Annotated in this window: 20 protein-coding genes; 4 read left to right on the forward strand and 16 right to left on the reverse strand. The window is 71.9% G+C overall.

The genetic code is table 11. The annotated features are described in order from the left end of the window. Nucleotides 1-48 precede the first annotated feature (48 nt). From WFI16_RS24055 to atzF, 8 genes are read right to left on the reverse strand one after another with little or no spacing between them, the layout of a single operon-like run. Nucleotides 49-513 (reverse strand): GAF domain-containing protein, encoded by a 465-nt coding sequence (locus tag WFI16_RS24055; protein WP_419900396.1) that lies wholly within the window; start codon nucleotides 511-513, stop codon nucleotides 49-51. Next, nucleotides 510-1,415, reverse strand: coding sequence for a branched-chain amino acid ABC transporter permease (locus WFI16_RS24060; protein ID WP_419900397.1), 906 nt, complete (start codon nucleotides 1,413-1,415; stop codon nucleotides 510-512). The genes WFI16_RS24055 and WFI16_RS24060 overlap by 4 nt, the downstream gene beginning before the upstream one ends. After that, nucleotides 1,415-2,278 (reverse strand): branched-chain amino acid ABC transporter permease, encoded by an 864-nt coding sequence (locus WFI16_RS24065; protein WP_419900398.1) that lies wholly within the window; start codon nucleotides 2,276-2,278, stop codon nucleotides 1,415-1,417. Before WFI16_RS24065 ends, WFI16_RS24060 begins: the two co-directional genes overlap by 1 nt. Nucleotides 2,279-2,282: 4 nt before the next feature. Further along, nucleotides 2,283-3,491 carry an ABC transporter substrate-binding protein gene (locus WFI16_RS24070; protein WP_419900399.1) on the reverse strand — a complete coding sequence of 403 codons (1,209 nt, stop codon included), beginning with the start codon at nucleotides 3,489-3,491 and terminating at the stop codon, nucleotides 2,283-2,285. 37 nt (nucleotides 3,492-3,528) lie between these two features. Then, nucleotides 3,529-4,239 carry an ABC transporter ATP-binding protein gene (locus WFI16_RS24075; RefSeq protein WP_419900400.1) on the reverse strand — a complete coding sequence of 237 codons (711 nt, stop codon included), beginning with the start codon at nucleotides 4,237-4,239 and terminating at the stop codon, nucleotides 3,529-3,531. Beyond that, on the reverse strand, nucleotides 4,236-5,063 hold the full coding sequence (locus WFI16_RS24080) for an ABC transporter ATP-binding protein (protein WP_419900401.1): 828 nt from the start codon (nucleotides 5,061-5,063) through the stop codon (nucleotides 4,236-4,238). Before WFI16_RS24080 ends, WFI16_RS24075 begins: the two co-directional genes overlap by 4 nt. A gap of 54 nt (nucleotides 5,064-5,117) precedes the next feature. Beyond that, nucleotides 5,118-5,993 carry an alpha/beta fold hydrolase gene (locus tag WFI16_RS24085; protein WP_419900402.1) on the reverse strand — a complete coding sequence of 292 codons (876 nt, stop codon included), beginning with the start codon at nucleotides 5,991-5,993 and terminating at the stop codon, nucleotides 5,118-5,120. A gap of 52 nt (nucleotides 5,994-6,045) precedes the next feature. Beyond that, nucleotides 6,046-7,875 carry an allophanate hydrolase gene (gene atzF / locus WFI16_RS24090; RefSeq protein ID WP_419900403.1) on the reverse strand — a complete coding sequence of 610 codons (1,830 nt, stop codon included), beginning with the start codon at nucleotides 7,873-7,875 and terminating at the stop codon, nucleotides 6,046-6,048. Nucleotides 7,876-7,998: 123 nt separating this feature from the next. Between atzF and WFI16_RS24095 the strand changes: the two genes are divergently transcribed. Continuing rightward, nucleotides 7,999-9,498 carry an amidohydrolase family protein gene (locus tag WFI16_RS24095; protein ID WP_419900404.1) on the forward strand — a complete coding sequence of 500 codons (1,500 nt, stop codon included), beginning with the start codon at nucleotides 7,999-8,001 and terminating at the stop codon, nucleotides 9,496-9,498. Here WFI16_RS24095 and WFI16_RS24100 read toward each other — a convergent pair whose 3' ends face one another. Then, nucleotides 9,499-10,368: a LysR family transcriptional regulator gene (locus WFI16_RS24100; protein WP_419900405.1), complete on the reverse strand. Its 870-nt coding sequence runs from the start codon at nucleotides 10,366-10,368 to the stop codon at nucleotides 9,499-9,501. 114 nt (nucleotides 10,369-10,482) lie between these two features. Between WFI16_RS24100 and WFI16_RS24105 the strand changes: the two genes are divergently transcribed. Continuing rightward, a complete protein-coding gene (locus tag WFI16_RS24105; RefSeq protein WP_419900406.1) occupies nucleotides 10,483-11,661 on the forward strand; it encodes an MFS transporter in 1,179 nt (392 codons plus the stop codon). Here the strand turns inward: WFI16_RS24105 and rbsK are convergent. The 7 genes from rbsK to deoC form a co-directional block, all read right to left on the reverse strand. After that, nucleotides 11,658-12,566 carry a ribokinase gene (rbsK, locus tag WFI16_RS24110; protein ID WP_419900407.1) on the reverse strand — a complete coding sequence of 303 codons (909 nt, stop codon included), beginning with the start codon at nucleotides 12,564-12,566 and terminating at the stop codon, nucleotides 11,658-11,660. The genes WFI16_RS24105 and rbsK overlap by 4 nt on opposite strands. A gap of 9 nt (nucleotides 12,567-12,575) precedes the next feature. Then, the gene (locus tag WFI16_RS24115; protein ID WP_419900408.1) at nucleotides 12,576-13,658 is read right to left on the reverse strand and encodes an aldose 1-epimerase family protein; all 1,083 of its coding nucleotides are present in this window, start codon (nucleotides 13,656-13,658) and stop codon (nucleotides 12,576-12,578) included. 4 nt (nucleotides 13,659-13,662) lie between these two features. After that, on the reverse strand, nucleotides 13,663-14,655 hold the full coding sequence (locus WFI16_RS24120; RefSeq protein ID WP_419900409.1) for an ABC transporter permease: 993 nt from the start codon (nucleotides 14,653-14,655) through the stop codon (nucleotides 13,663-13,665). A gap of 13 nt (nucleotides 14,656-14,668) precedes the next feature. Beyond that, nucleotides 14,669-15,661, reverse strand: coding sequence for an ABC transporter permease (locus WFI16_RS24125; protein WP_419900410.1), 993 nt, complete (start codon nucleotides 15,659-15,661; stop codon nucleotides 14,669-14,671). Beyond that, a complete protein-coding gene (locus WFI16_RS24130) occupies nucleotides 15,658-17,154 on the reverse strand; it encodes a sugar ABC transporter ATP-binding protein (RefSeq protein WP_419900411.1) in 1,497 nt (498 codons plus the stop codon). Before WFI16_RS24130 ends, WFI16_RS24125 begins: the two co-directional genes overlap by 4 nt. Before the next feature lie 73 nt (nucleotides 17,155-17,227). Then, the gene (locus WFI16_RS24135; protein ID WP_419900412.1) at nucleotides 17,228-18,295 is read right to left on the reverse strand and encodes an autoinducer 2 ABC transporter substrate-binding protein; all 1,068 of its coding nucleotides are present in this window, start codon (nucleotides 18,293-18,295) and stop codon (nucleotides 17,228-17,230) included. A gap of 62 nt (nucleotides 18,296-18,357) precedes the next feature. Next, nucleotides 18,358-19,038, reverse strand: coding sequence for a deoxyribose-phosphate aldolase (gene deoC / locus WFI16_RS24140; RefSeq protein ID WP_442970734.1), 681 nt, complete (start codon nucleotides 19,036-19,038; stop codon nucleotides 18,358-18,360). Nucleotides 19,039-19,184: 146 nt separating this feature from the next. Between deoC and WFI16_RS24145 the strand changes: the two genes are divergently transcribed. Then, nucleotides 19,185-19,979 (forward strand): DeoR/GlpR family DNA-binding transcription regulator, encoded by a 795-nt coding sequence (locus WFI16_RS24145; protein WP_419900414.1) that lies wholly within the window; start codon nucleotides 19,185-19,187, stop codon nucleotides 19,977-19,979. Nucleotides 19,980-20,011: 32 nt separating this feature from the next. After that, entirely contained in the window at nucleotides 20,012-21,637 is a 1,626-nt protein-coding gene (locus WFI16_RS24150; RefSeq protein ID WP_419900415.1) for an FGGY-family carbohydrate kinase, read from the forward strand. The last annotated feature ends 153 nt before the right edge of the window (nucleotides 21,638-21,790 follow it).

A 21,790-nucleotide genomic window follows, 5' to 3' on the forward strand; every position in this document is an offset into this window, starting at 1 on the left:
TTCCAGAAATAGAAGGGGGCACGGGGGGATACTTCCCCCCGTTCTTGCTTACTTCCTTCTCGCCTCCAGGAAGGCGGGGATCAAGAGCGGCGCGAGGTGCGTGATCTTGTTCAGCGCTTGGTCGTCATAGTGGTGCTCGACATCCAGCAGGTTGCAGGTGCCGATGGTCTCGCCGTCATAGCGGACGGGCAGGTTGATCACCGAGCCGAGGCCCATGCTTTCGATCAGCGCGTGGTCGTAGAAGGCCCAGCGGATGCCGGCCTTGTCGCGCCCGAGATAGGGCTTCCCTCCGGCCAGCACATGCGCCCCCCAGGGTGTCGCGCCCATCGTCTTGCGGCCGGAAGTCGGGTATTCGGCCGGGTGGCTGGACCAGACGCGGGCGACATCGGCGCCGTCGACATAGAGCAGGGTGAAGAGGCGATGCCCGACAAGCTTCTGCGTCTCCTCCTGCAGGGCGCGGTAGAGGGTCTCGGGCTGGCCGGGTTCGGCCAGGCGGGCGAGCAGCTCGGTCATCGGGTGGCCTTCGGGGCGGGAGGGATGCGCTCGGGCAGGAAGCCGCGGGGCCGCAGATGCAGCGCCAGCAGCAGGCAGAGGCCGACCAGCGCCTCGCGCAGCGCCGCGACCTGCACCGGCTCGATGCCCGGCACCAGGGCGGCGAGGAAGCGGGTGGCCTCCAGGAAGGCGACCACCGCATAGGCGCCGAGCACCGCGCCGAGGGGGCGGCCGATGCCGCCGGCGGTGACGGCCAGGAAGATGTAGATGGTGATCAGCGGCTGGAAGTGGTCGGGCGAGATGTAGGACTGGAAATGCGCGTAGAGCGCGCCGGCCAGCGCCGCGATGGCGGCCGAGAGGGCGAAGGCCTGGTATTTCAGCCGCAGCACGGGCTTGCCGGCGAAGCCCGCCAGCTCCTGGTCCTCGCGCACGGCGCGCAGCGCGCGGCCGAAGGGGCTCTGGTCCAGCCGGCGCAGCAGCAGCCAGACCAGGACGACCAGGATGGTGACGCCCGCCGCCCAGGCCTGGTTGAAGCCAATGGTGCCGAGCGCCGCCTTGCCGGGCGCCAGGATGCCGGACATGCCGTCGGCGCCCTTGGTCAGCCAGCGCTCGTTCAGGGCGACGAGGCGGACGATCTCGCCGAAGCCTAGGGTGACGATGGCCAGGTAGTCGTCGCGCAGCCGCAGCGTCAGGCCGGTGATGGCGAGCCCGGCCAGCACGCCGGCGGCCAGGGCGGCGAGCAGGCCGATGGCCAGCGGCGCGCCGGCGCCGGTCGCCAGCGCGGTGGCATAGGCGCCGATGCCGAAGAAGCCGGCGAGGCCCAGATTGACCAGCCCGGCGCCGCCCCAGGCCAGGTTGAGCGCCAGCGACAGCAGCGCGTAGAGGCCGCCGATGGTCAGCGAGAAGAGCAGGTAGGACAGCATCAGGCCGCCCTCTCGCCCAGCAGGCCGCGCGGCCGGAAGGTCAGGATCAGCAGGATGGCGACGAAGCCAACGCCGGTGCGGTAGGTGGCGGGGACCACCAGCAGCGCCAGTTCCTCGGCGATGCCCAGCGCCAGCGCGCCGGCCACCGCCCCGGGGATCGAGCCCAGCCCGCCCAGCACGGCGGCGGCGAAGACCGAGAGCAGCACGCGATAGCCGGTCAGCGGATCGATCGAGGTGTCGAGGCCGAGCAGCACGCCCCCTGCCCCGGCCAGCCCGGCGCCAAGCGCCACCGCGATGGCGGCGATGCGTGCCGGGTCGATGCCCTTCAGCCGGGCGAGGTCCGGGTTGTCGGCGACCGCCCGCATGGCGCGGCCGAAGCGGGTGAACATCAGGAAGGCGAAGACGCCGGCGACCACGGCCACGGCGAGGACCAGGTTCCAGATCTGCTGGAGACCCACGAAGAGGCCGCCGATGATCAGGTCCGGCTGGATCGGCAGGTCGAAGCCGCGCAGGTCGTTGCCGAAGCAGAACCGCAGGATGTTTTCCAGGATGAGGTTCACCGCGATCGAGGCGATAGCGACCGTCAGGGCGCCCGCCGGCATCAGCCGCCGCAGCGCGCCGAGCTCGCAGACCAGCCCGGCGGCGGCACCCGCCCCGAAGGCCACCAGCACCGCCAGCGGCGCGCCGAAGCCCAGCGCGGTATTGGCCCACCAGCCGGCGAAGGCGCCGACCGAGACATAGCCGGCGATGGCGAAGCTGGGGTAGCGCAGGATGGCGAAGATGGCGGTGAAGCCGACCGCCGGCACGGCGATCAGCGACCCCGCCAGCAACCCGTTCACCACCGCCTGCAGCAGGGCTTCCATGCGGTCAGGCGATGCGCAGCAGGGTCAGCTTGCCGGACTTCACCTGCTCGTAGCGGAACTGGCAGTCGAGGATGTCGCCATTCTCGGTGAAGTCGCAGGGACCGCTGGCGCCCTCGTAGTTGATGCTATGCCCGGCCTTCAGCGCCGCCAGCCCCTCGGTGATGTTGCCGACCCTGGTCCCCCCCGGCGCCTGGCTGATTTTTCTCAGGTTGTCGCGGATGGCGGTGCCAGTTGCCGTGCCAGCGGCCTGCATCGCCAGCAGGATCAGATTGGCCTGGTCGTAGCTCTGCGTCGAATAGGGGTCAGGGGAATCCGTGCCGGCGATGCTCGCCATGTGCTTCCAGGCCGGCGAGCCCTCCGCCGGCGAGGGGGCGATGGTGAAAATGCCCTCCACCGTGTCGGCGGGGACGCTGTCGATCAGCTTCTGGTTGACCGAATAGGCGAAGGCGATGCGGGTGCCGGTGAAGCCGGCGCGCAGCAGATCCTTCACCAGCACCGTGGTGTCGGGCAGGTAGCCGCCGAGCACGATGGCATCCGGCCGGCCGCGCAGCACCTGCTGCACCTCGGTGCGGTAGGAGGGCTTCTTGTCGTCATAGATCAGCAGCTCGGCGCTGCCGCCGGCCGGCTTCAGGGCGGCGGCGATATTGTCGAACTGGCTCTGCGCGAAGGGCGTCTGCGGCGACAGCATGACCACCTTCTTCGCCCCCTGGCTGAGCGCGAACTCGCCGAATTTCCTGCCCTGCAGCGTGGTGTTGGGCTGGGTGCGGGCGAAGAAGCCGCGATGCGGCAGGGCGGTCAGCGCATCGGCGCCGGCGGTGGCCATCATGAAGGTGCCGCTCTCCCAGCAGAGCGGTGCCACGGCGCTGGCGACCGAGGAGGCCCAGACGCCGCAGATGGCGGCGACGCGGTCGACATCGATCAGCTTGCGCGCGGCGCGGACCGCGGCCTCCGGGTTGGTCTGGTCGTCCTCGGCCACCAGCTCGACCGGGCGGCCGAGGATGCCGCCGGCCTTGTTGGCCTCCTCGACCACGGCGCGGATCGCCTTGACCATGGCGGGGCCATAGCTGCCGCCGGCGCCGGTCAGCGGCGAGAGGGCGGCGATGCGGAGCGGCCCCTGGCCCTCGGCGCGGGCCAGCCGCGGCAGGGCCAGCGGCGCCAGGGAGGACGCCGCCAGCAGCGAACGGCGCGACAGATGCGTGCGGGACGCGGTCATCTCACTCTCTCCCCTCGCCCGTCGCCGGGCATCTTGCTCAACCACCCAGGAACAGCCGGCGGATTTCCGGATCCGCGGCCAGCGCCGGCCCCTCGCCCTCGACGCTGTTGCGCCCGGCGACCAGGACGTAGCCGCGATGCGAGATGCGCAGCGCCTCGACCGCGTGCTGCTCGACCATCAGCACCGGCAGGCCGGCGCGGTTCAGGTCGATCACCGCGGCGAACAATTCATCCGCCGCGCGCGGCGACAGGCCGGCGGTCGGCTCGTCCAGCAGCATCATCGAGGGCCGCTGCATCAGCCCCATGGCCATGGCCAGGATCTGCCGCTGCCCGCCCGAGAGGCTGCGCGCCAGCGCCCGCCGCTTCCCCGCCAGCATCGGATAGCGGGTATAGATTTTTTCCAGCTCGGCGGCCGATCGCTTCGGATCGAGGAAGCCGCTGATCGACAGATTCTCCGCGACGCTGAGGCGCGCAAAAACATTGGCCTCCTGCGGCACGAAGGCCAGGCCGGCGCGCGCCCGGCCGATGGCGTCATCGCCGGTGACGTCGCGGCCGGCCACCGCGATGCGGCCGGCGGAGACGCGCAGCAGCCCCGCCACCGCCTTCAGCAGCGTCGACTTGCCGGCGCCGTTCGGGCCGATGATGGTGACGATCTCGCCCGGCCGGACCTCGACCGAGGCGCCCTTCAGGATCTGCTCGGCGGCGCCATAGCCGGCAACCAGCCCCTCGGCCCGCAGCGCCGCGCTCAATGCCGGCGCCCCAGATAGGCTTCCTGCACCTGGGCGTTCTCCACCACCTCCTCGAAGCGGCCGGTGACCAGGGTGCGGCCCTCCGCCATGACGACGACGTGGTGGCAGAGCTGGCGGATCAGCGCCATGTCATGCTCGACGAGACAGAGCGAGATGCCCTCGGCGTTCAGCGCCTGCAGATGCGCGGCGATCTCGGCGCCAAGCGAGGGATTCACCCCCGCCATCGGCTCGTCCAGCAGGATCATGCGCGGCTCGGCCATCAGCGTGCGGCCGATTTCCACCAGTTTCTTCTGTCCCCCCGACAAGGCGGTGACGGGGGCGTCCAGCAAGGGAGAAAGACGCAGCCGCGCGGCGATGGACAGCGCCCGCTCGGCGAGCTCCGCCTCGCGGTCGCGGGCGGCACGCGACCACATCGGCGCCTGCAGCAGCCGCTCGCCCGGCTGGCGCGGGCCGTAGAGCATCAGGTGCTGGAAGACGCTCATCCGCGGGAAGCCGCGGGCGATCTGGAAGGTGCGGGTCAGGCCGCGCGCCGCCAGGCGGTGCGGCTTCATCCCCGTGACATCCTCGCCGCCGAAGCGCACCTGCCCGGCATCGGGGCGCAGCAGGCCGGAGACGACATTGAGCAGGGTGGATTTCCCGGCGCCGTTCGGCCCGATCAGCCCGGTGATGCGCCCGGCCGGCAGCGCGAAGCCGACGCCATCCAGCGCGGCGACGCCGAAGAAGCGGCGGGTGAGGCCGGCCACTTCCAGCACCGATCCCGCCCCGCCCGCATTCCCGGGCAGGGGGGCTGAGGCGCGGTCGGCCGGCAGCACGGTTTCCACCATGCGGTCAGCGAAGGCGGAAACAAGCCAGGGCGCAAGAGGCTTTCTGCGAAGCGCTCAGCCCGCCGGCCGCAGCAGCGCGGCGGCGCCGGCCGGGTTCTCCAGCGGCAGGAAATGCGTCGTGCCCGGCAGCACCAGGGCCTGGCCGCCGCAGGCCGCCGCCGCCAGCGGCTGCACCCCGCGCAGCCAGTCGCCCGCCTCGGTGTCGCTGGCGACGAAGCGGCAGGGCACCGCCACCCCCGGCAGCGACTCGAAGGTCGCGGCATTGCCGACGGCCTCGTAGATGGCGGCCTCGGTCTCCGGGGCGCAGCGCAGGCGCCAGCCGCTGCCCTCCGGGCGCAGCAGCGCGGCGGCATGGGCCTGCAGCGCCGCATCGCCGATCAGCGCATAGGCCGGGTGCGGGCGCAGCCGCGCGAAGAGCTGCGCCGGACCGTCCCACAGCCGGCGGCGGAACAGCGTGGCGGCGACGCGCTGGCGCATGGCCTCGCGGATCGCCGGCCGTTCCAGCAGGGCCGGCGTCATCAGGGGCGGCTCGAACAGCGTCAGGTCCGGCCAGGGCACTCCCGCCCGCAGCATGGCGAGGCCGGAGAAGGAATGCGCCGCGCCGCGTGGCCAGGCGCCGGTGGCGTCGCGCACCGCCTGGGCCAGCTGCCGCGCATCGGCGGCCAGCCGGTCCAGCGCCACCGCCGCGGCGAGCGGCACGCCCTCCGGCAGGCTGGATTCGCCATGGCCGCGCGCATCCCAGGCCCAGAGATCGTGGTCGCGCGCCAGCCCGGCCAGCAGCGCCGGATAGGACCCGGTCGCGAAGCCATTGGCATGGCCCCAGAGCAGCGGTGGCGCGTCGCGGCGGCCGAGGCGGTAGAGGGCGAGGCGCGCGCCATCCGGCGTGTCCAGCAGCAGGGGCGGCGGCAGCGGCGGGGCGGCGGTGTCCATCGCGGCGTCTATAGGCCGGTGCGGCAGCCCCGCCCAGCGGCCCCGGCCGGCCTCAGGCGGCGGCGGTGGTCGCGGCGCGATAAGCCCGCCAGCCGCCATGGGCGCTGATATCCGCCGCGCCCTCGACGCCGCCCTCGCAGATGAAGCCCAGCGCCGGGCCGTCCTCGAGCCGCACCGGGCCGAGGCCGAGCGGCGCCGCGATGCCGGCCAGGAAGGCGGCCAGCGCCGCCGCCGGCAGCGCCCAGACCTCGCCGTCGACGGCGACACCGTCGCGCGCCGGCAGCAGGCCAGGCCGTGCCGGCACGCCCGGCCCGGGCGGCAGCGCCAGCAGGCGGTAGCAGGGCGCGGTGCGGCAGGCGCGGCGCAGCACGCCGCCCAGCGCCCGCAGCGCCGGGTTCAGCGGCTCGCCGTCGAGATGCGCGCCGAAGACGGCGATCTCGACCATCGGCTGGATCGCCGGCGGCGGCGCCGCGGCGGCTGGCGGCAGCGGCGCGCTGGTCGCCCCCAGCGGCAGGCCGGCGGCGCGCTGCAGGGCGGCGCCCAGGCCCGCCAGCAGCCCGTCATGGAAGGCCGGCGCCAGCAGGGTGACCCCGGCCGGGAAGCCGGCGGCGTCGAAGCCGCCCGGCACGGCCAGCGCCGCGAGATCCAGCAGATTGGCGAAATTGGTGTAGCGGCCGAGCGCGGTGTTGTGGCCGATCGGCTCGGCCGCCAGTTCGTCGAGGGTGAAGCCGCGCGGCGCGGTCGGCACCACCAGGCAATCGATGCGCGACCACAGCGGCAGGATCGCCTGGGCCAGCGCCTGCAGCCGCTGCCGGGCATCGAGGATGTCGAGGCCGGAATAGGCATGGCCCTTGGCGATGATCGCCTGGGTGACCGGATGCAGGCTGTCGGGCCGCTCGGCCAGCCATTCGCGGAGCGCATGGGTGCGCTCGGCGACGAAGGGGCCGTAGAGCAGCCGCGCCACCTCCTGGAAGGGCGCGAAGTCGATTTCTTCGACGATGCCGCCCAGCGCCGTCAGCCGGGCGATGCTGGCCTGGAACAGGGCTTCCCCTTCGGCATCGCCCAGGAAGTCGCGGTCGGCCGCGCGCGGGATGGCGAAGCGGAAACGCCTGGGCGCCGGGACGCGGCTGGCGAAGCCGGCGGGGGCGGCGCGCGACCAGGCATCGCGCGGATCGAAGCCGGCGATGACGGCGGCGACGGCGGCGGCATCCTCGACCGTCAGCGCAAAGACCGAGACGCAGTCGAGCGAGCGGCAGGCCGGCACCATGCCATGATTGCTGACCAGGCCGCGGCTGGGCTTCAGGCCGACGATGTTGTTGAAGGCGGCCGGGATGCGCCCCGATCCGGCGGTGTCGGTGCCCAGGCTGAAACTGGCCAGGCCGCGCGCCACCGCCACCGCCGAGCCGGAACTCGACCCGCCTGGGATCATCCGCGCGTCGAAGGGGTTGCGCGGCACCCCGTAGGGCGAGCGGGTGCCGACCAGCCCGGTGGCGAACTGGTCCAGGTTGGTCTTGCCCAGCAGCACCGCGCCGGCCGCGCTCAGCCGCGCCACGGCGGCGGCGGTCTCGGCCGGGTAGTGGGAGAAGTCGGGACAGGCGGCGGTGGTCGGCAGACCCGCCACGTCCAGATTGTCCTTCACCGCGAAGGGCAGGCCGTAGAGCGGCAGGACCTCCCCCGCCGCGCGCCGGCCAGGAAGGCGCGCCGCCTCGGCCAGGATCTCGGCCGGCGGGCGGCGGCTGATCCAGATCGCCGGGTCGGCCGCCGCCTCGATGCGGCGCAGCAGCTCGGCCAGCAGCGCCTCGGGCGCGAGGCCGGCGGCATAGGCCGCGGCCAGCCGGTGGAAATCCAGGCTGAGCGTCTCGAGCGGTGCCGCGGCGGCCATCGAAGATTTCCTGGATCGGGCAAGGGAAGGACGCCATTGAAGAGCAAGCCCCGCCGCGCCGCCAGGGGAATACGGCGGCGGCGGCCGCCACCCCGTCGCGCCGCCGCCCGAAGGAGAATCCGCATGGCCCAGATCCAACCCGGCTTCACCCTGATCGCCGGCGGACGGCTGACCGACCCGGCGCTGCGCCGGGCCGAGCCCGCCGATCTCCTGGTCGAGGACGGCATCATCCGCGCCGTCGGGCCGGACCTCGCCACGCCCGAGGGCGCGACCCGGATCGACGCCTCGGGGATGCTGCTGCATCCCGGCCTGGTGAACGCGCATACCCATGGCCATGGCGGGCTGGCGCGCGGCCAGGGCGACCGCTGGACGCTGGAGCTGCTGCTGGCGGCCGCCCCCTGGGTCGGCGGCAACCGGGCGCTGGCCGACAAGAAGCTGACGGCGCAGATCTGCGCCGCCGAGATGGTGCTGAAGGGCTGCACCGCCGCCTATGACCTCTACTATGAGTTTCCCGGCCCCAGCCGCGAGGGCATGGACGCCGCCGCCGAGGCCTATGCCGAGGTCGGCATGCGCGCCGTCCTGGCGCCGATGGTCGCCGATATCTCTTTCTACGATGCCATCCCCGGGCTGCGCGACAGCCTGCCCCCGGCGTTGCAGGCCGCTGTCGACCGGATGCGGCTGCCGGCCGGCGAGGCGACGCTGGCCGGCATCGACGCGGTGCTGCGCCACTGGCGCTGGAACGGCCAGGACATCCGCGCCGCGGTGGCGCCGACCATCCCGCTGCACTGCTCGACCGAATTCCTCTGCGGCTGCGGCCGGCTGGCGCGCGAGCATGGCGTGCCGCTGCACAGCCATGTCGGCGAGAGCAAGATCCAGGCCCTGGCCGGCAGGCAGCGCTACGGCCGCACCCTGGTCGCCGAGCTCGACGCGCAGGGGCTGCTCGGGCCCGACTTCACCGCGGCGCATGCGGTCTGGCTGGAGGATGACGATCTGCGCCGCATGGCCGATCGCGGCGCCTCGCTGGTGCACAACCCGGGCAGCAACATGCGGCTGGGCAACGGGCTGTTCCGGCTGCGCCAGGCGCTGGATGCCGGCGTCAATGTCGGGCTCGGCACCGATGGCGCCAGCTGCTCGGACAATCTGAACATGTACGAGGCGATGCGCGGCGCCTCGCTGGTCTCCAAGGGCCAGGGGCCGGACCCGCGCTTCTGGGCCAGCACCGGGGAGATCTACCGCGCCGCCACCGAGGGCTCGGCCCGGGCGCTGGGGCTGGAGGGGATCGGCCGCCTGGCGCCGGGGATGAAGGCCGACATCGTCTTCCTCGACCTCGCCTCGATCACCTGGGTGCCGCACAACGCCACGGTCAACCAGCTGGTGCATGCCGAGGACGCCACCTCGGTGCGCCATGTGATGATCGCCGGGCGGATGGTGGTGCGCGACCGCCAGCTGCTGACGCTGGACGTGGCGAAGCTGGCGCGCGAGGCGGAGGCCGCCCGCGAGCGGCTGGAAGCGCTCAACGCCTCCGGAAAGATCCTGTTCGAGCAGCTGGAGCCGGTGGTCGGCGCCTTCTGCCCGGCCTTCGCGCAGCAGCCCTATCCGATCAACCGCTATGTCTGCGACTGATCACAGCATCTCCAGCAGCGCGCGCAGCACCGGCGAGGTGTCGTCCCGGCGATAGGCCAGGGCGTGTTCCAGCCGCGGCGCCGGCCCGGTCAGCGGCACCAGCACCAGGTCCGGGCCGGCGAAGTCGGAAAAACTCTCGGCGGCCAGGGCCAGCCCGGCATCGGCCATGACCAGGCCGAAGGTGGTCAGGAAGTCGGTGCTTTCCGCCACGATGCGCGGGGCATAGCCGGCGGCGCGGAAGGCGCCCAGGATCTCGTCGCGCAGCGGCACCGGGGCGGGCGGCATGATCCAGCCCTCGCCGCGCAGCGCGGCGAGCGGCAGCGACGGGCTGCCCGCCAGCCGGTGCCAGGCCGGCAGCACCACCTGCATCGCCTCATCCGCCAGCACCCGCCGCGCCAGCCCGTCGGCGCGCGGATCGGCGGCGCCGAAGGCCAGGTCGACGCGGCGCTCCAGCAGCGCGGCGGGCTGCTCGGTGCTGGGCAGCACCCGCATCTCCACCACCACACCCGGGCGCGCCGCGCGGAAGCGGCGGATCAGCGCCGGCACCCCGCCATAGAGCGAGGGCACGCTGAGCCCCAGGCGCAGCCGCCCGGCCTCGCCGCGCAGGCTGCGCCGCGTCGCCTCCAGCGCGCCCTCGACCGCGGCCAGCGCCTCGCGCGCCTGGGCCAGCACCTGCTCGCCGAGCGGCGTCAGCGCCAGCGACAGCCGGTCGCGGTGCAGCAGCCGCTGGCCGATCATGTCCTCCAGCCGCTTCAGCAGCTGGCTGACCGCCGGCTGGGTGGTGCCCAGCCGGGCGGCGGCGCGCGAGAAGCTGCCCTCCTCGGCCAGCGCCACCAGGCAGCGCAGATGCCGCAGCTCAATCCCCTGCATAAGCCTGCCTTATCGTCATGCCGCCAAGCATTATTGGACGCCGGCCCCGGCGTCGAGAATCCTCGCCCGGACGCCCGCTGCGCGCGGCACCAGACTCCCCGGGATCGACACAGAATGAGCAGTTCCACCCCCGGCAGCCCCGCGCTGCCGGCCGGCACCCTGTTGTTGCTGATGGCGCTGACCGCGCTTGGCCAGATGGCGACCAACCTGGTGGTCCCCTCGCTCGGCCGCATCACCGCCGAGCTGGCGATCGGGCTGGAGCAGGCCGGGCTGATCCTCTCCGCCGTGCTGGTCGGCATCGGGCTGGGGCAGCTGGTGGTCGGGCCGCTGTCCGACCGGCACGGGCGGCGCCCGGTGCTGCTGGCCGGGCTGTCGCTCTACATCCTGGCCGGGGTGCTGGCGACGCTGGCGACCAGCGGGCCGATGCTGCTGCTGGCGCGCCTCCTGCAGGGGCTGGGGGCCAGCGCCGGGCTGGCCCTGCCGCGCGCCATCGCCCGCGACCGCTTCGCCGGGCCGGTCTTCCTGCGGGCGATGTCGCTGCTGACGCTGGCCATGGCGGTGATGCCCGGCCTGGCCCCGGTGCTGGGCAGCGGCATCGCCGGGCAGTTCGGCTGGCGCGCCTCGCTGGCGGTGACGGCGGCCAGTGGCGCGGCGGTGATGGTCGCCGTGCTGCTGGCGCTGCCGGAAAGCCATCACAGCCGCTCGCGCGAGGGCGGGCTGGCGGCGACGCTGGGCAGCTACCGCAAGGTGCTGCGCAACCGTTCCTTTCTGTCCTTCGCCCTCGGCACGGCGGCCGCCATCGGCGGCGCCTATGCGGAGGTGGCCGCGACGCAGCGGCTCTACGAAGGAATCTTCGGCTGGGGCACGCTGGCGGTCAGCCTGGTGCCGGCGGGCTATGCGCTGGGCTTCCTGGCGGGCGGGCTGCTGGCGCCGCGGCTGCGCCGCAGCCCGGCCCAGCTGGTGCAGACCGGCACGCTGATGATGCTGGGCGCGGCCGCGGCCTTCCTGGCGCTGTCCCTGGCCGGGCTGCTGTCGCCGGGCCTGGCGATCGGGCTGACGGTGCTGTCGCAGTTCGGCGTCGGCTTCATGGCGCCGCCGGCCATCGCGCTGGCGCTGATGGCGGTCGAGGGCGCCGCCGGCACCGCCAGCGCGGTGCTGGGCGCGCTGCACATGGCGGTGGGCGCGGTGGGCGCCGGGATGATCGGCGCCCTGCCGCTGCCGGTGCCGGTCGCCCTGCCCGGCAGCATGCTGGCCTTCGCCGTGGTGGCGGCGCTGGCCCTGCGGAAGCGCTAGCCCCGGAACTGCGCGCGGGTGGCGAAGGCCATCTGCGTGCCCGGCCGGGTGATGGAATCGGCGGCGTAGCGCGCGCCCCAGCGCATCGCTTCCAGCGTGTCGCCATGCGCCACGTAATGCTGGGCGAAGGCGCCGATGAAGGCGTCGCCGGCGCCGCTGGTATCGACCGGGGTGACGCGGACCGAGGGGACATGCTCGGCCGCTTCGGCGGTGACCAGCAGCGCGCCCTCGGCGCCCAGCGTCACCAGCACCTGGCGGATGCCGCGGGCGACCAGGGTCCTGGCGGCGGCCTCGGCCTGGTCGCGGGTTTCGGCGGGCATGCCGGTCAGGATGGTCAGCTCGGTCTGGTTCGGCACCAGGAAGCTGGCGCCGAGGATGCGCGCGACATCGAGCTCCGGCACCGCCGGCGCCGGGTTCAGCAGCACCGGGATGCCGGCCTCGGCCGCCCAGGCGATGGTGTGATAGACCGTCTCCAGCGGGATCTCGAGCTGCAGCAGGATCAGCGCGCAGCCCTTGAGGTCCTCGGCCGCGGCATCGACATCGGCCGGCAGCAGGTGCTCGTTAGCGCCCTTGACGATCAGGATGCGGTTCTCGCCCGAGGCCTCGACGAAGATCGGCGCGACGCCGCTCTGGGTTCCCGGCACGGCGCGGACATGCCTGGTGTCGATGCCCAGGTCCTGGAAGTTTTTGATGGTGCCGCCGCCGAACAGGTCATCGCCGACGCGGCTGACCAGCATGACCTCGGCACCGAGCTTGGCCGCCGCCACCGCCTGGTTGGCGCCCTTGCCGCCATGGCCCATGGCGAAGCGCGGCGCCGCCAGCGTCTCGCCGGCCGCCGGCATGCGGTCGATATAGGTGATCAGGTCGACCATGTTGCTGCCGACCACGCCGATGCGCGCGCCCATGGGCCGCTCCTACGTCAAAGAAGAGATGAGGGTGCCGCAGGCATCGGCCGCGGCGGGGTCGAGATAGCCGGCGCGCACGGTGAAGTCGGCGCGGCCACCGGGAGGCAGCCATTGCACATGGCCCTTCCGCGTCTCGGCGGCATGGCCCTCCGGCTGGCAGGTCGAGGGCAGCGCGAAGGCGGCCACCTGCTGGTCCGGATCGGCCATGATCCAGCGCACCGTCTGCGGGAAGCTCCGGGGCGAATAGGACAGGGCGAAGCCGTCGCCCTGAGGACGCCGCAGCATCAGATGCGTGTCGCCGGCGGCATCCGTGCCGAGGCCGAACAGATAGAAGACCTGCTCGGGGTCGTAGGCCTGGGGTTCCGACAGGCGCTGCATCCGCGCCGGATTGTGCGCCAGCTCCTCGATCAGCGCCAGATAGGCGGGGTTCGGCGTGACATGGGCGGGGACGGCGCGGCGGACCTGGGTGCGGTCGGGGGTGAAGGGCGCCGGCTGCTCGATGACGCCGTCGGGGACGAAGGCGAAATTGACGTGGCACATGTACATCAGTTCCATCGGCTTGCCGCCGGCGTTCTTCACGCCAAGGCCGATGTCGAACAGCGTCTCGGCCGGCCGCAGCGTCACCGAGGGCCAGGCGCGGTAATGCGCGCCGAAGCCCATGACATAGTGCCGCTCGCTGACCACGCGCAGGAAGCTGCCACGCTTGTCATGCCCGAGCTCCAGCCAGGCGCGCTGCATCGGCGCGCAGGGGAATTCGCCATGCGGGGCATGGTCGTCCTGCGGGCCGGGCACGCCGTTGCGCAGCAACCCGCTGTGGAAGGCGAAGCAGCCATAGGTCCCGGCGATGGTCTGGGCCGGCTGCGGCGCGTCGAAGCCGCTCTGCATGGCGAGGTCGACGCCGTCGAAGCGGGCCGACCAGACCATGCCGCCCATCCAGGGCAACACCACCACCTCGCCGCGCGCATTGGCGAGCCGCAGCGCCGGGATGCCGGTGGGGAAGCGGAACAGCGTCGCCGAAAGCTCCCCCTGGCGCAGGATCTCGGTCGGTGCCGTGCCGGCGAGGGCTTCGTGCAGCGGGATATGGGCGGTCATGGCGTCAGCGGCTCCGCATCCGCAGGGCAGCGAGCGCGATGGAAAGGAGCAAAAATCCGCCCCAGATCAGATCCACGAGAAAATTGCTGAAGCGCATGATCTGCAGGCCGGAGGAGAGCAGCATCAGCGCCACCAGCGCCAGCGCGATCCCGGGCACCGAGCCGCGGCCGCCGGCCGGGTTGGTCCCCGCCAGCACCGCGATCAGCACCGCCTGCAGCAGGTAGGAGACGCCGTAATCCGACTTGGCCGCATTGGTCCGGCCGGAGAGCAGGATGCCGGCCACAGAGGCCAGGGCGCCGGTCATGACATAGGACAGGAAAACGGTGCGCTGGGTGCGCAGCCCGGCGAAGACGGCGGCGCGCGGATTGGTGCCGATCAGCGTCAGGTTGATGCCGAAGGCGGTGCGGGCGAGCACGAACCAGACCAGCCCGGCGACCACGACGAAGACCACCAGGGGGGCGGCGATGCCGAAGACAGTGCCATTGCCGAACTGCCCCCAGATCGCCGGGAAGCCGACCACCGCCGGCCCGCCGGTCAGCACCAGGCAGATGCCGGTAAAGATCTGGCCGGTGCCGATGGTGGCCAGGATCGGGGTGACCCGCATCTTCGCCACCAGCAGCCCGTTGATGGCGCCCGCGACCACCCCGGTGGCCAGCGCGATGCCGATGCCGGCGAGCACCAGCGGCAGCGGCATGTTCACCAGCTCCGGCCCGCGCGGCGCGCCGACCGAATGGAAGAACAGCCCGGCCAGGATGCAGGAGAGGTTGGCGATGCCGATCACCGACAGATCGATGCCGCCGGTCAGCATGGCGACCATCATGGCGATGGCCAGCAGGCCGAGCTCGGGGGCGATGAAGGTGATGCTCTCGAAGACATAGGGGCGCAGGAACCGCTCGGGGTTCAGCGCCGCCATGCCGGCGAAGATCAGCACCGTCAGGATGACGAGCTGCAGCAGGTTGGTGTCGCTGCCGCGCAGCCGCTGGAGCAGGGTGCTCATCGGTGCCATTCCCTCAGGCGATGCGCTTGCGGTCGCGCCAGGCGGTGACCGCGGTCGCCGCGATGACGATGGCGCCCACCACGACGCGCTGCCAGGTGGTGTCGACGCCCAGGATGATCAGGCTGTTGGTGATGACCACCAGCGTCAGCACGCCGAGCAGGGTGCCGATCACCGTGCCGCGCCCGCCGAAGATCGAGGCGCCGCCCAGCACCACGGCGGCGATCACGTCGAGCTCCAGCCCCACCATGTCGCGCGGATTGGCGGTCCAGATCATGGCGCCGTGCAGCAGCCCGGCGAAGCCCGCAAGCGCCCCGGCCAGGCCATAGATGACGAAGGTGATGCGGCGGGTGTTGAAGCCGACGCGGCGCGCCGCCTCCTCGCCGCCGCCGAGCGCATAGATGCCGCGGCCCAGCATGGTGTGGCGCAGGATCAGGTGCACCGCGATGGCGAGCCCGGCATAGACCAGCACCATCGAGGACAGCCCGGCCTGGCTGCCATCCGCCTGGGTGACCGAAAAAAACTCGCCGCGGGCGAAGTTGATCAGCAGCGGCGGCATCTGGTCGATGTTGATCTGGCTGGTGCCGACCACGCCCAGGATGAAGCCGCGCACGGCGGTGCCGGTGCCCAGCGTCACGATCAGCGGGATCATCCGCAGGTAGTGGACGAAGACCGCATTGACCAGCCCCAGCCCCAGACCGATGCCACTGGCCATCAGGAAGGGCAGCAGCACCCCGTCGAACTGCCAGGCGATCATCGCCTTGACGGTCAGATACATCGCCGCGATGGCGAAGGCCGGGAAGGAGACGTCGATGCCGCCCGAGAGCATCACCAGCAGCACGGCCAGCGCCAGGATGCCGGTGATGACGCTGGCGCGCAGCAGGCTGAAGATATTGGCGGGCTGCCAGAAGACCGGGTTGATGCTGCCGATCACCAGCACGGCGATCACCAGCACGGCGGCCACCATCAGCTCCGGATGGCGGCGCAGCGCATTGGCCAACCCGCTCATTGCAGCGCCCCCAGCCGGGCCGAGAGGTCGGCCTCGCTGGTGGCCTCGGCCTCCAGCTCGGCGACCAGACGGCCGCGATGCAGCACCAGGATGCGGTTGCAGTTGTCCACCAGCTCCGGCAGGTCGTCGGAGATCATCAGCACTCCCAGCCCGCGGGCGCGGGCAAGTTCGCGGATCTTGCGATGGATGCCGGCCTTGGAGCCGACATCGACGCCGACCGTCGGGCCGTTCAGGATCAGCAGCCTTGGATCGTTCATCAGCCAGCGGCCGATCACCACGCGCTGGGCATTGCCGCCCGAGAGCTGCGTCACCGGCCGGTTGCCGGTCGGCGTGGCGATGGCCATCTCGCGGATCATGTCTGCCGATTCCTGCGCCGCCTGGCCGCCCTGCATGACGCCGAAGCGGCTCAGGCGGTCATGCGAGGTGGCCAGCATGTTGCGGTCGATGGTCGCCGCCAGGAACAGGCCTTCGGTCAGCCGGTCCTCGGGCACATAGGCGATGCCCTCGGCGATGGCGGCCTGGACACCGTCCAGGCGCAGCGGCCGGCCCGACAGGCGGATATCCCCGGCATAGCCGCGCTTCATGCCGAACAGGGCGAGCGCCAGCTCGGTGCGGCCGGAGCCGAGCAGGCCAGAGACACCGACGATCTCGCCGGGCTTCAGGCTGAAAGAAATATCCTCGAGCTGGCCGGGGACGGTGAGGCCCTGCACATCGAGAAGCGGCGCCTGGGAAGAATCCCCCGCCCAGCGGTAGCCTTCCGAGGCCAGCTCCTGGCCGGTCATCGCGCGGGTGATGCGGGCCTCGTCGAAATCGCCGATATCGCCGCTGGCCACCACCTCGCCGCTGCGGATCACGGTGATGCGCTCGCTGATCTCCAGCATCTCGCGCATCTTGTGGCTGACGAAGAGCACGGCGATGCCACGGCTCTGGATGTCGCGCACCACGCGGAACAGCGCCTCGACCTCGCGGCCGGTCAGCGCGGTGGTGGGCTCGTCCATGATCAGCAGGCGAGGGTCGGACATCAGCGCGCGGGCGATGGCGACCAGCTGCTTGCCGGCGGTGGGCAGCGTCTCGACCAGGGCGTCGAGGTCGAGGGCCACGCCCAGCTTCTTCGTCGCCTCCTCGGCGATCTGCCGCACGCGGCGCCAGGAGACCAGCTTGCGGCCGGCCTGCAGCTCGGTCGACAGCGCCAGGTTCTCGGCGACGCTGAGGTTCGGAAACAGGGAAAAGTCCTGGTAGATGACCTGGACGCCGCGGGCGATGGCCTGGCGCGGCGACATGTTCTCGATCTTCTCGCCGTCGATCAGGATCTCGCCGCGATCCGGCTGGTTGACGCCGGAGATCACCTTGATCAGCGTCGACTTGCCGGAGCCGTTCTCGCCGGCCAGGCAGTGGATCTCGCCCCGCCCGATGGTCAGCGAGACATCCTTCAGCGCGTGCACGGCCCCGAAGCTCTTGCCCAGGTGGCGCAGTTCGATCAGCGGAGCGGTCATGGAACCCCGTCACCCTTGAAAGACGCAGCCGGCGCGGGGGACGGAAGCCCCCCGCGCCGGAACCGACAGACAATCAGAAGTTGTACTGCGCCATGTTGTCCTTGGTGACGCCGACCCAGCCCTGGCCGACCAGGATGTTCGGCCGCGCCGCGTCGGGGGCTTCCAGCTTGGAATAGCCGGCCAGGCCCAGGTCGAGCCCGGCGCCGATCGACTTCTTGGCCAACGCCATCACCGCCATGACGTTCATGGCATAGCCGGCCACCGCCGGATCCCAGAACTGGATGTAGTTGATGTCGCCGTTGCGCAGATACTGGCCGGCGACGGAGACGAGGCCGGTGCCACTGAAGAACAGCTTGCCGGCCAGCTTGCGCTCGGCGATCAGGCGGCCGGCGCCGGCCGAGGTCGGCATCGGCGCGCCCAGGATGCCCTTCAGGTCCGGATAGGCGGTCAGCACTTCCTTCAGCTTGTTGTAGTCGGTGGTCGCATCGTCATAGGTCTCGATGCGGCGGGTCACCTCCTGCATGCGCGGGAAATGCTGCTTCTGGTAGGCGACGGCGCCGTCGATCCATTCCATCTGCGACTGCGAGGTCAGGCTGCCGACGGTGGCGACATACTTGCCCTCGCCGCCCATGTCGCGGCCGAGCACTTCCATCAGCTTGGCGCCGTAGGCGTGGTTGTCGAAGGCCTCGATGTCGTAGTCGATGTTCTTCAGCCCCGAGGCCTCGTGCGAGATCACCACGATGCCCTGGCGCCGCGCCTTCTGCAGCACCGGCTCCACCGCCTCGACCGAGAAGGGGACGATGCAGATGGCGTCCACGCCCTGGGCGATCAGGCTCTCGACCAGCTGCACCTGGGCCGCGGCATCGGCCTGGCTGGGGCCGACCATCCAGGTGTCGTGGCCCTGGTCCTCGCCGAACTGCTTGACGCCGGCGCGCATGCGGTCGAACCAGGCGATGCCGTCGACCTTGACGACGGTCGCGATGACCTTCTTGCGCGCGGTGCGGGCGTTGATCTCGGCCGAGACCTTGCTGGCATCGACCGCCTTGGCCGCCTGGGCGAAGGCCGGGCGGGCGCCGAGCCCCCCCGCCAGCATGCCGCCCGCCGCGAGGGCGCCGAAGCCGCGCCGGTTGATCATGACCATGATGCTGTTTCCTTCCCTTGGAGCCACGCCCGGCTGCGGGCGCGATGGCCTCTGGCCGGTGGTCAGTAGGAGCCGGACGTCGCCGGCGCCGCACCGATCAGCGCGACGCCGGAACTGGCGCCGATGCGCGAGGCACCGGCCGCGATCATCGCCTCCGCCTGGGCGCGCGTCCTGACGCCGCCCGAGGCCTTGACGCCCAGGGCAGCACCAACCACGCCGCGCATCAAGGCGATATCCGCCTCGGTGGCGCCGCCGCTGGAGAAGCCCGTCGAGGTCTTCACGAAATCGGCACCGGCGGCGACCGACAGCGCGCAGGCGGTGCGCTTCTGCGCGTCGGTCAGCAGGCAGGTCTCGATGATGACCTTCAGCACGCGGCCCGGGCAGGCGGCGCGGACGGCGGCGATATCCGCCTGCACCTCGTCCAGCCGCCCGTCGCGCAGCGCGCCGATATTGATCACCATGTCGATCTCGTCGGCGCCGTCGGCGACGGCGCCGGCCGCCTCCTGCGCCTTGGCCGCGGCGGTGCTGGCGCCGAGCGGGAAGCCCACCACCGAGCAGGTCTTCACCCCGCTGCCCGCCAGCAGGCCGGCAATCCGCTGCACATGCACCGGGTTGACGCAGACCGAGGCGAAGCCATGCCTCCGCGCCTCGGCCGCCCAGCGCGCCAGCTCCTCGGCCGAGGCCTCGGGCTTCAGCAGGGTGTGGTCGATCAGCTTGGCCAGCTCGGCATCGGTCAGGGGCACGGCGTCATCCTCGTCGCCGCGGCGGAACATCCGGCCGGAAGAATCCCGGCCCGGGCCGCCAGCGCGCGTTTGTCAGATTAGTAACAGTTGTTATAATCCTCACATCCGGGCCCGCCGCCGTCAAGCGGGACCGCAGGGAGGACAGCGTGGCCCAGGCCGACCGCAGCCGCCGCAGCGACCAGCGGCTGGCGCAACTGGAGGAACTGCTGCGCCAGACCGGCACCGCCCGGCTGGAGAATGCGGCGCAGTGGCTCGGCGTTTCCTCGATGACGCTGCGGCGCGACCTGGCGCGGCCGGGGCTGCGGCTGACCCTGCTCGGCGGCCATGTCGTGCCGGTCGGCAGCCTGCAGCGCAACGGCCCCTACGCGCTCGAGGTCGAGCAGGACCAGCACGCCGCCGCCAAGCGCCAGGCGACCGCCCATGCCGCGCGGCTGGTGGCCGATGGTGACAGCATCTTCGTCGATTGCGGCACCACCATGCCGCATCTCGTCGAGAGCCTGCCGCCCGGGCCGCAGCTGACCATCGTCTGCTACGCGCTGAACATCGCCAACCTGGCGGCGCGGCGGCCGAACACCCGGCTGATCCTGCTGGGCGGGCTGTTCCACGCCAACGCCCATACCTTCGCCTCGGATGAGGGGCTGGCCAGCCTGCGTCGCCTGCGGCTGAACAAGGCCTTCCTGTCGGCCGGCGGCGTCGATGCCGTCCAGGGCGTCACCTGCACCAATTTCAACGAGGTGCCGGTGAAGCAGATGGCCCTGGCCAGCGCCGCCGAGGCGCTGCTGGTGGTGGACGGCTCCAAGCTCGGCCAGCTGAAGCCGGCCTATTTCGCCCCGGTCGCCGCCTTCGCCCGCATCCTGACCGACGCCACCCTGCCCGAGGCGCCGGCCGCCGCCCTGGCCGCCGCCGGCTGCCGGCTTGACGTGGCCCCCCCCGCTCCGTAACCCGCCGGCTCGTCGGCACAGGAGGCCCCCGCATGCAGGACATCGTCATCGGCATCGACGTGGGCACCGGCAGCGCCCGGGCCGGCGCCTTCACCCTCGACGGCCGCCTGCTGGGCCAGGCCGCGCAGCCGATCCGCGCCTGGCGCCCGGCGCCCGACCATGTGCAGCAGAGTTCCGAGGATATCTGGGCCGCCATCGCCAGCGCCATCCGCGCGGCACTTCTCGGCATCGGCCAGGTCACGGTGCGCGGCCTCGGCTTCGACGCCACCTGCTCGCTGGTGGTGCTCGACCGCGACTTCCGCCCCGTCACCGTCAGCCCCGACGGCGCGGCGGAACAGGACATCATCGTCTGGATGGACCACCGCGCCGCGGACCAGGCCGCCCGCATCAATGCCGGCGACCATGCCGTGCTGCGCCATGTCGGCGGCCGCGTCTCGCTGGAGATGCAGACGCCCAAGCTGCTCTGGCTGCGCGAGCACCTGCCCGACAGCTTCGGCCGGGCGGCGCATTTCTTCGACCTGCCCGACTACCTGACCTGGCGCGCCACCGGCAGCACCGCCCGCTCGCTCTGCTCAACGGTCTGCAAATGGACTTTTCTGGGACACGAGAACCGCTGGGATGAGGGCTTCTTCCGATCGATCGGCCTGGGCGTCCTGGCCGATGAGGGCTTCGCCCGGCTGGGCACGACGATCCTGCCGCCCGGCGCCCCGGTCGGCAGGCTGCGCCCCGAGGCAGCGGCCGAGCTCGGCCTGCCCGCCGGCATCCCGGTCGGCGCCTCGGCGATCGATGCCCATGCCGGCGGCCTCGGCGTCATCGGCGCGGCGCTGCCGGGCGAGCCGGCGCTGAACCGGCGGCTGGCGCTGGTCGGCGGCACCTCCTCCTGCCACATGGCGGTCTCGCCCGAGCCGCGCTTCGTCCCCGGCGTCTGGGGCCCCTACCATTCGGCGATGCTGCCCGGCCTCTGGCTGAACGAGGGCGGCCAGTCGGCGACCGGCGCGCTGATCGACCACGTCATCACCACCCATGCCGCCTACCCGGCCGAGCGCGCCGCCGCCGAGGCCGCCGGCCAGACCATCTACCAGGCGCTGAACGCCCGGCTGGCGCGTCTGGCGCAGGGCCTCGACCACCCGGCGCGGCTGACCGCCGGGCTGCACGTCATGCCGGATTTCCACGGCAACCGCTCGCCGCGCGCCGATGCCTCGCTCACCGGCATGATCGCCGGCCTGACGCTCTCGGCCACCGCCGACGACCTGGCGCGGCTCTACCTGGCGACGCTGCAGGCGGTGGCCTATGGCACCCGCCACATCATCGAGACGATGAACGGCCAGGGCTACGCCATCGACATCGTGCTGGCCTGCGGCGGCGGCACCAAGAACCCGGTCTTCCTGCGCGAACACGCCGACGCCACCGGCTGCACCCTGGTGCTGCCGCGCGAGCCGGAAGCCATCCTGCTGGGCGCGGCCATGCTGGGGGCAGTGGCCGGAGGAGCCCATGCCACGCTGGACGCGGCCATGAACGCCATGAGCGGGGCGGGCGAGACGATCCGGCCGGATCAGGGCATCCGCCAGTACCACGACAGCAAATACGCGATCTTCAAGGAGATGTATGAGGATCAGATTAAGTACAAAAAAATAATGACAGAAAGGCCAGGGGAATGAATTCCCCTGGACCCCTTCTTTTTTCTGTCCGTGCTGCCGCGCGCTAGAGCATGATCCGACCTGTTTGACTCGGACGGGGATTCCCGGGCGGCTGGAAATCTGATTCACCCTGTTGGCCGGGAGGAGGCCGGTGGTGATGAGCAGAGCGCTGTC

The sequence above is a fragment of the Roseomonas sp. USHLN139 genome (genome assembly GCF_037145735.1).
Taxonomy (GTDB): Bacteria; Pseudomonadota; Alphaproteobacteria; order Acetobacterales; family Acetobacteraceae; genus Pseudoroseomonas.

Coding starts and splice junctions, on each gene's coding strand:
- WFI16_RS24055 (WP_419900396.1), bottom strand. CDS start 513: ATGACCGAGCTGCTCGCCCGCCTGGCCGAACCCGGCCAGCCCGAGACC.
- WFI16_RS24115 (WP_419900408.1), bottom strand. CDS start 13,658: ATGACCGCCCATATCCCGCTGCACGAAGCCCTCGCCGGCACGGCACCG.
- WFI16_RS24070 (WP_419900399.1), bottom strand. CDS start 3,491: ATGACCGCGTCCCGCACGCATCTGTCGCGCCGTTCGCTGCTGGCGGCG.
- rbsK (WP_419900407.1), bottom strand. CDS start 12,566: ATGGGCGCGCGCATCGGCGTGGTCGGCAGCAACATGGTCGACCTGATC.
- WFI16_RS24060 (WP_419900397.1), bottom strand. CDS start 1,415: ATGCTGTCCTACCTGCTCTTCTCGCTGACCATCGGCGGCCTCTACGCG.
- WFI16_RS24100 (WP_419900405.1), bottom strand. CDS start 10,368: ATGCAGGGGATTGAGCTGCGGCATCTGCGCTGCCTGGTGGCGCTGGCC.
- atzF (WP_419900403.1), bottom strand. CDS start 7,875: ATGGCCGCCGCGGCACCGCTCGAGACGCTCAGCCTGGATTTCCACCGG.
- WFI16_RS24095 (WP_419900404.1), top strand. CDS start 7,999: ATGGCCCAGATCCAACCCGGCTTCACCCTGATCGCCGGCGGACGGCTG.
- WFI16_RS24130 (WP_419900411.1), bottom strand. CDS start 17,154: ATGACCGCTCCGCTGATCGAACTGCGCCACCTGGGCAAGAGCTTCGGG.
- WFI16_RS24135 (WP_419900412.1), bottom strand. CDS start 18,295: ATGGTCATGATCAACCGGCGCGGCTTCGGCGCCCTCGCGGCGGGCGGC.
- WFI16_RS24080 (WP_419900401.1), bottom strand. CDS start 5,063: ATGGTGGAAACCGTGCTGCCGGCCGACCGCGCCTCAGCCCCCCTGCCC.
- WFI16_RS24120 (WP_419900409.1), bottom strand. CDS start 14,655: ATGAGCACCCTGCTCCAGCGGCTGCGCGGCAGCGACACCAACCTGCTG.
- WFI16_RS24065 (WP_419900398.1), bottom strand. CDS start 2,278: ATGGAAGCCCTGCTGCAGGCGGTGGTGAACGGGTTGCTGGCGGGGTCG.
- WFI16_RS24085 (WP_419900402.1), bottom strand. CDS start 5,993: ATGGACACCGCCGCCCCGCCGCTGCCGCCGCCCCTGCTGCTGGACACG.
- WFI16_RS24105 (WP_419900406.1), top strand. CDS start 10,483: ATGAGCAGTTCCACCCCCGGCAGCCCCGCGCTGCCGGCCGGCACCCTG.
- WFI16_RS24150 (WP_419900415.1), top strand. CDS start 20,012: ATGCAGGACATCGTCATCGGCATCGACGTGGGCACCGGCAGCGCCCGG.
- WFI16_RS24125 (WP_419900410.1), bottom strand. CDS start 15,661: ATGAGCGGGTTGGCCAATGCGCTGCGCCGCCATCCGGAGCTGATGGTG.